Origin of the sequence: Faecalibacterium longum (assembly GCF_040094125.1) — a bacterium.
In the GTDB taxonomy this organism is placed as follows: domain Bacteria; phylum Bacillota; class Clostridia; order Oscillospirales; family Ruminococcaceae; genus Faecalibacterium; species Faecalibacterium longum.
The window spans coordinates 1-11,165 of record NZ_JBBNIH010000121.1; the positions used below are offsets into that span (position 1 = coordinate 1).

Sequence of the window (11,165 nt, forward strand, 5' to 3'; positions counted from 1 at the left end):
CGAGGGGAGGCTTTGGCATTCCGTAAAGCTTTATCTCTTCGCCAGAGGCTCCCCTCGCTAGGGGAGCTGTCGAGCGAAGCGAGACTGAGAGGTTGACTCAGGGCATCCGAGCTGTTTTCTTACAGACTGTTATCCGGGGTCAGGTACTCCGAGATGTCGATGGGCTCACCGTCGGCCCACAGGTGCTCCAAATCGTAGTAGGTGCGGGTGTTGGGGACGAAGACGTGGACGATGACGCTGGAATAGTCCAGCAGCACCCAGTTCTTGGAGTCAAAACCCTCCGTGGTGTGGGGCTCGATGCCGCTCTGGGAAAGCTCATACTCCACCTCGTCAGCCAGAGAGCCCACCTGGGTGGTGGAGGTACCGGAGGCGATGACGAAGTAGTCGGTGAGGACGGTCAGGCTGTCCACCTTGAGCACCCGCACGTCCTGAGCCTTCTTCTTGTCGAGGATCTTTGCGATCTCAATGGCAAGGGTCTTGCTGTCGATGTTCTTATCCATAGATTTTTCTCCTTATCATTGTCCGGCCGGCTGACCATCGGTGGTGGTAGCGCCCGCCACGTCGGTGTCGCCGCTGAGGATGGCGTCGTCCGACTCCTTATCCAGCTGGCCCACGAACTGGACGTTGGCGCTGGTGGAGGCGGTGCCGTGGGGCCAGTCGTTGGTCACGAGGTTCAGCTCGCTGGCGCTCACCGGGCCGGTATAGTTGCGGAAATAGGTGTTGAGCAGCTCTGCGATGGAGCCGGCGTCCGGCACCACGCAGGAGTAGCCGTCAAAGGTATCGGTCACGCCCACGTTCGGCACACCCATGAAAACGGGGGTCTGTGCCAGCATGATGTTGGCGCTGTCGATGCGGGTGAAGGACACCAGCATCTTTGCGATGGTGGTCAGGTCCATATCCGTGTGGATATAGTTGTTGAAGATGAGGGGCAGCTGGTTGAGCACATCGGTGATGCCCATGCTGCGCACCCGCTTGAACAGACCGGCGTAGAAGTAGCGCTGCATGTTCAGGCGGTCGATGTCGGAGTTGGAGTAGCCCTGACCGTGGCGGCAGCGGACGAAGAACTCCGCCGATGTGCCGTCCAGATTGCGGTAGCCCTGCTTGAGGGCGCTGCCCGCAAAGGACATATCGTGGGGGATATAGACCTCGATGCCGCCGAAGTTGTCCACCATCTCCACCAGAGCCTGCATATCCACCGTCACGTAGTAATCGACGGGCAGCTTGTACTGGTCGTAGATGACCTCCGCCAGAGCGGCAACGCTGCCGCCGTTGGAGAGGGCCACGGAGTTTATCTGGTAGTTGGTGGCGGCGTAGGTCTTGCCGTTGGAGAGGGCGACTTTGCGGCTCTTGGTACACACGAGGCTGTTGCGGGGGATCTGGAGCATCCGCAGCGCGCCGCCCTTGATGTCGAACTGGCAGTAGAGGATCATGTCCGTCATGCCGTCGTTGGAGGTGGGGTCGTTGGAGTAGTTGCGGCCTTCCTCATAGTCGATGCCGCAGACGAGGATGTTGACCACATCGCCCTTGTACTCCTCGAGGGTCTGTATCTCCTCGGTGATGGAGGGGGCGTCCTCCTCCGGACGGAGGTTCTCTTCCACCCTGCCCACCATGCCGACGGCATACACCACCACGCCCGAGATGACGGCCAGCACCGCCAGCGTCACAGCCAGCGGGAGCCAGAGCGGGGTCTTTTTCTTCTTTTTGCGGCGGCGGGGAGGCTCATTGCCGCCCGCAGGGGCCGAACGGCGGGGAGGCTTTGCGCCGCCGCTGCCGCCTGCGCGGCGGGGAGGCTCTGCGGGGGAGGGCTTTTCCTCTGCAAAGAAGTCCAGCTGGGCAGGCTGCACGGGCCGGGATGCAGGAGCCTTTTCGGCCCGCCGCTCCGTCGGGCGGTTGAGTGAACGGTCTGTCTTGATATGACGCGGAGTCTGACTCATTCCATCTTATTCCTTCCAAGCGTTTTGGGGAGTCGGCTGTTGGCCGAAAAACTCCTGTTCAGGGTTTTGTATTCTTTAGTATACCATTCTTCCCCACGATTCGCAATCAGCATTCTTTCTTCTGATGGGCCAGGATGTCCTCATAGGCGGCAGCGGACTGGGGGTCCAGCGGCTTGCCCTGGGAGAGGACAAAATCGTTGGTCTGTTTCAGCGCAGCCAGCATGGCGGCGTCGAGGTCTTTCATTTCCAGCTTCCGCAGCTTGCCGACGCCCGGCCAGTCCCGCTCTTTGCTGGTCATGTCGGCCAGGTAGACCACCTTGTCCAGCTTCGACATTCCGGCCTTGCCTGCCGTGTGGCAGGCGATGGCGGAAAGGATGGCCTCATCCTCCACGCCCCACTGGGTGCGGGCGAGGATGGCCGCACAGATGCCGTGCCAGACGGGGGTAGGCCGCTCTTCCCCGCCCTCGGCGTACTGGGGATACTGCCGCATCAGTTCTCGCATCTCGTCCTTGGAGATCTCCTTGGCCGAGTCGTGGAGCAGGGCGGCCAGCGCAGCCTTGTCCTCATCGACACCGTAGCGCTTCGCCAGCTTGACGGCCATTTTTTTTACGTTCAGGGTGTGCTCGTAGCGCTTGTCACTCAGCCGGCTGCGCACAAGCTCTTTTGCCTGTTTCTGATTCATTTGTGACTTCGTCTCCTTTGGTGTACAGCCCCTCGCGCCGGATGACCCGGCGCACCGAGACCGGAAGCTCGTTTTCACATTCCTCTCCGGCGGCGAGGCGGGCGCGGAGGACGCTGGACGCCATGGGCAGAGCCTCCACCGGCGCGAACAGGATGCGCGCGCCGGAAGCGTCCAGCTGCCGGGCCTTGGCGTGGAGAGACGGGTCGTCGCCGACATTCCGGCTCGTGACCACCAGATGGGCCAGACGAAGGATGTCCTCCCAGCGGTGCCACCCGTCGAAGCTCAGCAGCATATCGCTGCCGATGGCCAGATACAGCTCATCGCCGGGATTCTCCCGGGCCAGCTTTTCCAGCGTGAGGACGCTGTAATTCTTCCGGCCCTGCTCCGCCTGCTCCACCTCCCAGCCGCTGACCTCGAGGCCGAAGCCCATCTCCCGGGCCAGCTCCGCAAAGCAGCCGCACATCTCCACCCGGAGCGGGCCGGGGGCGGATGTCCCCTGCTTGAAGGGGGAGACACCCGCCGGCATGACCACCACGCGGTCCGGGCAGACCCGGGCAGCGGCGGCGCGGAGGTTGTTCAGGTGGCCGTAGTGGGGCGGGTCGAAGGAGCCGCCGTAAAGCAGGATACGCATCACTTCAGCAGATCGGCGTAGGCGCTGTCCTTCTTTTTCTGGAGGTAGAGCACGAACTTGGAGCCGATGACCTGCACGCAGTCGGCGCCGGTGGCCTCGGCCAGCTTGACGGAAGCCTCGCGGGCGTTGTACATGCTGCTCTCAAGCACCTTGAGCTTGATGAGCTCCCGGGCGTCGAGGCAGTCCTTCACACCCTGGATCATGGTCTCGTCGATCTCACCCTTGCCCACGATAAAAACGGGGTCCATGGTGTTTGCCTTGCCGCGCAGAATGGCGCGCTGTTTGCTCGTCAGCATAATAGTTTCTCCTTTAATTTGCAGCTTATTTCTGTTTTCTATTAAGTTTTCTCTTCGTACAACCTCTCAGTCTGCTTCGCAGACAAGGCCGGGTTGCGGCACCCAGCATCCGCTGCGCTCCGCTTGCGTCTTGCTGGCCGCGGCCCCAACAATGACTCCCTGCTTCCGCCACTGGCGGCGGTCGTCGTTGTTGCCCCTAGTAGGGGAGCCTCTGGCGAAGAGGCATAGCTTTACGGAATGCCAAAGCCTCCCCTCGGTAGGGGAGGTGGCATTGCGAAGCAATGACGGAGAGGTTAATTTTCCGCCAAAAATTCCGGCAGCTCCTTCTCCATCTCCGCCAGCGCATTTCCGCGGTGGCTGATGGCGTCCTTCTCGTCGGGAGTCAGCTGGGCATAGCTGCGGCCCTCCGAGTTGGGGCGCTTGTCCGTCTTGCCCACACCGCACTCGTCGGGGATGAAGAGCGGGTCGTAGCCGAAGCCGTAGTCCCCGGCCAGCCGCTCGAAGGCGACGCGGCCCGGGCATTCGCCCCGGCAGGTGAGGTGCTGGCCGGTGGGCAGGATGAAGCAGACCGCCGCCACGAACTTCGCGCCGCGCTGCCCCGCCGGGACGTCCTTCATGTTCTCGAGGAGCTTGTCGTTGTTGGCCTCGTCGTCGCCGTGGTGGCCGCAGTAGCGGGCGCTGTAGACGCCGGGGGCGCCGTCCAGCGCGTCCACGCAGAGGCCGGAATCGTCGGCGATGGTGGGCAGGCCGCTGGCCTTGCAGATGGTCTCGGCCTTGATGAGGGCATTGGCCTCAAAGGTAGTGCCGGTCTCGTTCGGCTCGATGGTGATGCCAAGCTCCTTCTGACTGACCACTTCGTGGCCCTGAGCCTCGAGGATGCGCCGCAGCTCGCGGAGCTTTCCGGCGTTGCCGGTGGCTGCACAAATTCTCATTGGGGTTACTCCCTTTCTATGTCTGCTGCTCCCTGCCCTTGGCAGCGGAGCACTACATTCTCCGATAAATCAGGCTTTGCTCATCCAGCGTGGGCCTGCCCGGCACGCCAGTGGTGCTTCGCACCCAGGTTGCGGCAGGAAGCGCCTGAGAGGTTAATGCTTCCATCCCGTGCGGGGGATGAGCTCTTCCACAAAGCCCTCCGGGGTGAAGGGGATGAGGTCGTCGATGCCCTCGCCCACGCCGATGAACCGCACCGGCAGACCGAGGCGCTGCTTGACGGCCACCACGCAGCCGCCCTTGGCCGTGCCGTCGAGCTTGGTCAGGATGATGCCGGTGGCGTCAGCAGCCTTGCAGAATTCCTTCGCCTGGCTGATGGCGTTCTGGCCCGTGATGGCATCCAGCACCAGCAGGGTCTCGAGGCTGGCTTCGGGAGCGGCCTTCCTGACGCTGCGGCTGATCTTGGACAGCTCGCTCATCAGGTTCGACTTGTTGTGGAGACGTCCGGCCGTATCGGCGATGACCATGTCATAGCCCCGGGCGGTGGCAGACTTCACGGTGTCGAAGATGACGGCGGCGGGGTCTGCGCCCTCGCCGGCCTTGACGATCGGCACACCGGCGCGGCCCGCCCAGATCTCCAGCTGCTCGCTGGCAGCGGCGCGGAAGGTGTCGCCTGCGGCCAGCATGACCTTTTTGCCCTGACGGGTGTAGTAGTCGGCCAGCTTTGCGATGCTGGTGGTCTTGCCCACGCCGTTGACGCCGATGACGAGGATGACGGCGGGATGGCCGTCCAGCGCCATTTCGGTCTCCGGGCGCATCTCGTCGGCGATGATGTCGCGCAGAGCGTCAGCCGCCTGTTCGCCGGTCTTGAGGCCCTTTTCCTGCACGCGGTCGCGGAGGGCGTCCACCAGCTTCATGGCGACGTCGCCGCCCACGTCGGCGAGGATGAGCTGTTCTTCCAGCTCATCGTAGAGGTCGTCGTCGATCTTACTGCCGGTGAGGGTGTTCAGGATGTTGCCCCAAAAGCCTGTGCGGGTCTTTTCGAGGCCGTCTTTCATTTTGTCCTTTTCTTTTTTGCCAAATCCAAAGAGTCCCATGGGTTCTCTCCTTAATATGTTTTGTTGGGGGATAACCTCTCCGTCACGGCTAACGCCGTGCCATTGTCCGGGTTGCGGTACCCAGCATCCGCTTCGCTTTGCTTGCGTATTGCTGACCGCGGCCCCAACAACTCCTCCCTGTTTCCGCCACTGGCGGCGGTCGTCGTCGTTGCCCTACCGAGGGGAGCTGTCTGCGAAGCAGACTGAGAGGTTGGACGAAGGGAAGCCTGTCCGTGAAGCATTGACGGAGAGGTTCAATTCCATCTTATTATACCTACGAAACCAGTTCCGCGTCAACCTGTTCCAAATCGAGTTTGAGCAGTTTGGAGACGCCGTCCTCCTGCATGGTGACGCCGTAGAGGACATTGGCGGCCTCCATGGTGCCGCGGCGGTGGGTGATGACGATGAACTGGGTCTTGTCGCTCACCCGGCGCAGATACTGCGCAAAGCGGACGACATTGGCGTCATCCAGCGCGGCCTCGATCTCGTCGAGGATGCAGAAGGGCGCGGGGTTGACGGCGAGGATGGCGAAATAGATGCTGATGGCCACCAGCGCCTGCTCGCCGCCGGACAGGGCTTCCAGATTCTTGATGACCTTGCCCGGCGGGGCCACCCGGATGCCGATGCCGCAGGAAAGCACGTCGCTCTCATCTTCCAGCACAAGGCTGGCCTCGCCGCCGCCGAACAGTTCGGTAAAGACGCGGCCAAAGTTCTCGTTGATGGCCCGGAAGCTGTCGGTGAAGATGTCTTTCATCTGGCCCGACAGGCTGGTGATCATTCTGGTCAGCTCGTTCCTGCTGCCCTCGACGTCCTCCACCTGAGCGCGGAGGGTGTCGTAGCGGGCCTTGACCTCCTGATACTCCTCGATGGCGCTGACATTGACGTTGCCCAGAGCGCGTATCCTGCCCCGCAGGTCAGCCACCTGCGCCCGGAGGACGTTCACGTTCTCGAACTCCACGCAGAGCTCTTCGGCCTGAGAGAGGGTCAGCTGATACTCGTCCCAGAGCTTCGCGGCCATCTGGTCGTATTCGCCCTCGGCGGCGGCTTTCCGCTCCGCCAGACGGGCCATCTCGCGGCCCATCTCTTCCCGCTCATCGGCGGCGGTGCGGCCTTTTGCAAGAGCCTCCGTCTCGTCCTTCTGGCAGAGCAGGCGCTTCTCGGTGGCCTCGCGTATCTCGGCCTCTTTTGCCGCGATGAGCGCGGTGCTGTCGGTCTTGGCCCGGCGGATGGCCTCTATCTCTTCCTGACAGGCCCCGCTGCGGGCGGCGAGGGCGGTGAGGCTCTCTTCCAGCGCGGCGCGGCGGCTCTCGGCGTCTCTGGCCTGTTTTTCCAGCGCTTCGATCTGGCTGCGGGCCAGCTCGGCGTCCTTCTGACGGGCCAGCTGCTCCATCCGCTTGGCGCTCAGGCGCTCGGCGAGGCTCCGCTGCTGTGCAAGGAAGGCGTCGTCGCCCTCGGCGATGCGTTCCAGCTCGGCCGTCCGCGTCTCGATGTCGGCGGCAAGGGCTTCTTCCTGCTTTGCGGCGTCTTCGGCACGGGCGCGGGCGGCGGCCAACTGGGCTTTCCGCCGCTCCATCTCATCCTGACGCCCGGCGAGCGCCGCTTCCGACTGCTCCACAGCCGCCTCGAGGCGTTTCTGTTCGGCCTCGGCGCGGATGCGGTCATTAGCCGCCGTAATGATCTCGCTCTCGGTGGCGGTCAGCTCTGCGGCCAGCGCATCCACCTGTGTTTTCAGCTCGTCGGTGCGGTCCTGCGCCGCGAGGCAGTCCTTCTGGAGTTTGGCGGCCCTGACGCGCAGCTCTTCCATCTCCTGCTTGCGGGTGAACAGGCCCGCCGACCGCTGGACGCTGCCGCCGGTGAAGCTGCCGCCCGCGTTGATGACCTGACCGTCCAGCGTGACCACCTTGTTGTGGTAACCCAGCTCCCGAGCCACACGGGAGGCTTCGTTGATGTCGTCCACCACCACGATGCGGCCCAGCAGATTCGACACGATGTTCGCATACCGGGGGTCGGCCTTGACGAGGCTGGACGCCAGCCGGGCCGAACCGGAGAGACTCCCCCGGAAAAAGCCGGGCTGAACGGTGTCCAGCGGCAGAAAGGTGGCGCGGCCCGCGTTCTCGCTGCGGAGCAGGGCGATGCCGGCCTTGGCGGCGGCTTCGTTCTCCGTCACGATGTTCTGCAGTGCGCCGCCCAATGCCGTTTCAATGGCGACTTCCCGCCCCGGCTCGACGCTCAAAATCGACGATACCGGCCCGATGATGCCCCGCAGGCGGCGGGCCGACGCGGCCCGCATGACCGTCTTGACCGAGTTCTGGTAGCCGTCCATGTTCTTTTCCAGCTCTTTCAGCACGCCGAGGCGCTGACGGGCGGCGTCCAGTTCACGGCCAAGCTTCTGCTCGGCGGCATCGGCCTCATTGAGGGCGGTGCGGCGGCCTTTCAGCTTGAGCTCCACGCCGGCCTTCACATTTGCCAGCTGCTTTTCGTTCTCGGCCAGCATCTTCCGGTACTCGATGGTATCGGCAAGGTCCTGCTTTGCCTCGTCCCGCTGAGCCTCGAGGGCCTCGGCGTTCTCGACGAGGGCGGGCAGCTGCTCCTGCGCGGCCTGAGCGGCGGCTTCGGCGGCAGCTTTCGCCACCTGTGCCTCGGTACGCTTCGCCGTCAGGTCGGCCACCTCAGCCCGCAGGATGTCCCGGCGGGCGCCGCTGGCGTTGTTCTCGCTGGTCAGACGCAGCAGTTCCGCGTCCAGTTCGGCCAGCTCTGCGGCCAGCTTCTCCCCTACCGCTGCCATGGACCGGGCCACGGCGCGGTGGCGTTCCAGCGCGGCGGCAGCCTCGGTGCTGTCCTGCTCGCCTGTGGCGATGTCCTCCCGCAGTGCGGCAGCGCTCTCCTCGTTGCGGGCGATGTCGTTTTCCAGCACGGCGATTCGGCTGTCGCTGCCGGAAAGCTCTTCTGTGATGCTGCGAATATCCCCATTCAGGCGCTCGACGGCAATGGTCAGCTGCTGTGCCTGCATACGGATCTTCTCAGCCTCGGCCTCGGCGGCTCTGGCCTCCCGGTCAAACCTCTCATACTCGGCCTGAGCGGTCTCATAGTCCCGCACCTGACGGCGGACGGCCTCCCGGGCGCGGTGGACGCCGTCGGTCCAGAGGGTGACTTCCAGCGTCTTCCGCCGGGCGCTGAGCTCGAGAAAGCGCTGGGCCTTCTCGCTCTCTTTTTCCAGCGGGCCGACCCGGGCTTCCAGTTCGTCGAGGATGTCCCGCAGACGCTCGAGGTTCTCTGCCGCCGCGGCCAGACGCCGCTCCGCCTCGTTTTTGCGGTAACGGTACTTGGCGATGCCGCAGGCTTCCTCGAAAATTTCGCGGCGCTCGCTGCTTTTTGCGGCGACGATCTCCGCGATGCGGCCCTGTCCGATGACGGAGTAGCCGTCCCGGCCGATGCCGGTGTCCAGCAGCAGCTCGTAGATGTCCTTGAGGCGGCAGAGCTGGCCGTTGATGGTGTACTCGCTCTCGCCGGAGCGGTAGTATTTGCGGCCGATGACGGCTTCGTCGGCGTCGATGTCCAGCGTGTGGGCGCTGTTGTCCAGCGTCAGGCGCACCATGGCAAAGCCCATGGCTCCCCGGCGGCGGGTGCCGCCGAAGATGACGTCCTCCATCTTTCCGGCAGCGCGAAGCTGGCGGGAGCTGGTCTCGCCCAGCACCCACCGCACCGCGTCCGACAGATTGGACTTGCCCGAGCCGTTGGGGCCGACGACGCCGGTGACGCCCTCGTCGAAGCGTATCCTGACCTTATCGGGGAAACTCTTGAAACCTTGAATTTCCAGTTCCTTGAACACCATATTACTTTTCCTTGATGACGCCCAACAGCTTCAGGGCCTCGCGGGCGGCATGCTGCTCCGCCATTTTCTTGCTGCGGCCCTCGCCCCGGGCCACGCAGTCCGAGTTGAACCGGACGGCCACCACAAAGTGCTTGTTGTGGTCGGGGCCGGTCTCCTGCTCCACCACATAGCTCAGCTTCTCTTCGGGGTTCTGCTGGACGATCTCCTGCAGGCGGGTCTTGTAGTCGGCCTCGGCGTACTTGCCCTCGGTGATAAAGGGCAGGATGAAGTTCCTTGCCACCTCCATGCCGCCGTCGAGGTAAAGGGCGGCGATGAGGGCTTCAAAGGCGTCCGACACGACGCTGGGGCGGGTGCGGCCACCGCAGTGCTCTTCGCCCCGGCCCAGACGCAGGTAATCGCCGAGATTGATCTCCTGAGCGAACTGGAACAGTGCGCCCTCGCTGACGAGGCTGGAGCGGATGCGGGTCAGATCGCCCTCGGGGCGGTCGGCATAGGCGTGGAACAGGTAGTCTGCCGAGACGATCTGTAGCACGCTGTCGCCCAGAAACTCAAGCCGTTCGTTGTGTTTGACGGGCGGGCGGGTCTCGTTGGCGTAGCTGGTGTGGGTGAGCGCCGTTTCCAGCAGCTCCGGGTGCTTGAACTTGTAACCAATAATTGTTTCCAACTGATGGCTCATGTTTTTTTACTCCCTTTTGCGATGTTATTCCTTGGTGGTGTTCAATTCATCCAGTGCGCTCTGCATGGTGCCGCACAGATCGTTCTCCACGCAAATTTTAGCCTGACGGATGGCGTTCTTTATGCCCTTGGCCTTGGAGGAGCCGTGAGCCTTGATGACCGGCTGCTTTGCGCCCAGGAAGGGTGCGCCGCCGTACTCCTCGCTGTCCATCTGGTGCTTGAGGTCAGACACGCTGTCCTTCAGCAGCAGATAGGCCAGCTTGCCGCCCAGATTCTTGAGGAACATTCCCTTCAGCATCCCCAGCAGCATCTTGGCGACGCCCTCGGTCAGCTTGAGGATGACGTTTCCGGTGAAGCCGTCGCAGACGACCACGTCCACGTCGCCGTTCGGCACATCACGGGGCTCGATGTTGCCCACGAAGCGGATGCCCGGAATGGTCTTGAGCAGCTGATGGGCTTCTTTGAGCATCGGGGTACCCTTGCTCTCCTCTGCGCCGTTGTTGGCCAGCGCCACACTAGGGGAGGTGCGGCCCTCCACCTTGTTCACATAGCAGCTGCCCATGACAGCGAAAGCGGCCAGCATCTCGGGGCGGCACTCGACATTGGCGCCGCAGTCCAGCAGCAGATACGCCTTATTTTGGGCCGGCACCATGGTGGCCAGCGCCGGGCGTTTGATTCCCCGCAGGGTGCGGACGATGAGGCTTGCGCCCACATGGAGCGCGCCGGTGCTGCCGGCGGAGACGAAGGCGTCGCCTTTGCCCTCTTTGAGCATATTCAGACCCACGACGATGGAGGAATCCTTCTTCGTGCGGATGGCCCTGGCCGGCTCGTCGCACATCTCAATGACCTCAGTGCAGTTCACCAGTTCGATGCCGTCCAGAGAGATGTTGTTGTCGGCGGCGGTCTTGCGGACAAGGGCCTCGTCGCCCACGCCGATGAGCTGGACGCCGTATTCCTTCACGGCAGCAGCCGCGCCTTCCAGCACGGCCAGGGGGGCGTTGTCGCCACCCATCATATCTACGATGATCTTCATAGGTTTTTCTCCCTTCTTGGGGGACAACCTCTCCGTCACGCCTGCGGCGTGACGG

10 protein-coding genes are annotated in these 11,165 nt (G+C 63.4%); all 10 read right to left on the reverse strand.

The features are described 5' to 3' along the window. Nucleotides 1–119: 119 nt before the first annotated feature. Nucleotides 120–500 carry a ribosome silencing factor gene (rsfS, locus tag AAAU26_RS05290; RefSeq protein ID WP_149793852.1) on the reverse strand — a complete coding sequence of 127 codons (381 nt, stop codon included), beginning with the start codon at nucleotides 498–500 and terminating at the stop codon, nucleotides 120–122. Between the two features lie 15 nt (nucleotides 501–515). Beyond that, the gene (locus tag AAAU26_RS05295) at nucleotides 516–1,934 is read right to left on the reverse strand and encodes an LCP family protein (RefSeq protein WP_227619697.1); all 1,419 of its coding nucleotides are present in this window, start codon (nucleotides 1,932–1,934) and stop codon (nucleotides 516–518) included. 106 nt (nucleotides 1,935–2,040) lie between these two features. Further along, nucleotides 2,041–2,616, reverse strand: a complete 576-nt coding sequence (gene yqeK / locus AAAU26_RS05300; protein WP_227619698.1) for a bis(5'-nucleosyl)-tetraphosphatase (symmetrical) YqeK — start codon at nucleotides 2,614–2,616, stop codon at nucleotides 2,041–2,043. Then, nucleotides 2,570–3,247: a nicotinate (nicotinamide) nucleotide adenylyltransferase gene (gene nadD / locus AAAU26_RS05305; RefSeq protein ID WP_227619699.1), complete on the reverse strand. Its 678-nt coding sequence runs from the start codon at nucleotides 3,245–3,247 to the stop codon at nucleotides 2,570–2,572. Before nadD ends, yqeK begins: the two co-directional genes overlap by 47 nt. Beyond that, complete coding sequence (locus AAAU26_RS05310) at nucleotides 3,247–3,543, reverse strand: YhbY family RNA-binding protein (RefSeq protein ID WP_005932885.1); 297 nt, start codon at nucleotides 3,541–3,543, stop codon at nucleotides 3,247–3,249. The genes nadD and AAAU26_RS05310 overlap by 1 nt, the downstream gene beginning before the upstream one ends. 293 nt (nucleotides 3,544–3,836) lie before the next feature. Next, the gene (gene rdgB, locus AAAU26_RS05315) at nucleotides 3,837–4,475 is read right to left on the reverse strand and encodes an RdgB/HAM1 family non-canonical purine NTP pyrophosphatase (RefSeq protein ID WP_227619700.1); all 639 of its coding nucleotides are present in this window, start codon (nucleotides 4,473–4,475) and stop codon (nucleotides 3,837–3,839) included. Nucleotides 4,476–4,628: 153 nt separating this feature from the next. Next, nucleotides 4,629–5,570 carry a signal recognition particle-docking protein FtsY gene (gene ftsY / locus AAAU26_RS05320; RefSeq protein ID WP_158396727.1) on the reverse strand — a complete coding sequence of 314 codons (942 nt, stop codon included), beginning with the start codon at nucleotides 5,568–5,570 and terminating at the stop codon, nucleotides 4,629–4,631. A gap of 274 nt (nucleotides 5,571–5,844) precedes the next feature. Further along, a complete protein-coding gene (gene smc / locus AAAU26_RS05325; protein WP_227619701.1) occupies nucleotides 5,845–9,402 on the reverse strand; it encodes a chromosome segregation protein SMC in 3,558 nt (1,185 codons plus the stop codon). Nucleotide 9,403: 1 nt separating this feature from the next. After that, entirely contained in the window at nucleotides 9,404–10,078 is a 675-nt protein-coding gene (gene rnc, locus AAAU26_RS05330) for a ribonuclease III (protein ID WP_158396723.1), read from the reverse strand. Between the two features lie 24 nt (nucleotides 10,079–10,102). After that, entirely contained in the window at nucleotides 10,103–11,110 is a 1,008-nt protein-coding gene (gene plsX / locus AAAU26_RS05335) for a phosphate acyltransferase PlsX (RefSeq protein ID WP_227619702.1), read from the reverse strand. Between the last annotated feature and the right edge of the window lie 55 nt (nucleotides 11,111–11,165).

Coding starts and splice junctions, on each gene's coding strand:
- yqeK (WP_227619698.1), bottom strand. CDS start 2,616: ATGAATCAGAAACAGGCAAAAGAGCTTGTGCGCAGCCGGCTGAGTGAC.
- AAAU26_RS05295 (WP_227619697.1), bottom strand. CDS start 1,934: ATGAGTCAGACTCCGCGTCATATCAAGACAGACCGTTCACTCAACCGC.
- plsX (WP_227619702.1), bottom strand. CDS start 11,110: ATGAAGATCATCGTAGATATGATGGGTGGCGACAACGCCCCCCTGGCC.
- smc (WP_227619701.1), bottom strand. CDS start 9,402: ATGGTGTTCAAGGAACTGGAAATTCAAGGTTTCAAGAGTTTCCCCGAT.
- rsfS (WP_149793852.1), bottom strand. CDS start 500: ATGGATAAGAACATCGACAGCAAGACCCTTGCCATTGAGATCGCAAAG.
- ftsY (WP_158396727.1), bottom strand. CDS start 5,570: ATGGGACTCTTTGGATTTGGCAAAAAAGAAAAGGACAAAATGAAAGAC.
- AAAU26_RS05310 (WP_005932885.1), bottom strand. CDS start 3,543: ATGCTGACGAGCAAACAGCGCGCCATTCTGCGCGGCAAGGCAAACACC.
- nadD (WP_227619699.1), bottom strand. CDS start 3,247: ATGCGTATCCTGCTTTACGGCGGCTCCTTCGACCCGCCCCACTACGGC.
- rnc (WP_158396723.1), bottom strand. CDS start 10,078: ATGAGCCATCAGTTGGAAACAATTATTGGTTACAAGTTCAAGCACCCG.
- rdgB (WP_227619700.1), bottom strand. CDS start 4,475: ATGAGAATTTGTGCAGCCACCGGCAACGCCGGAAAGCTCCGCGAGCTG.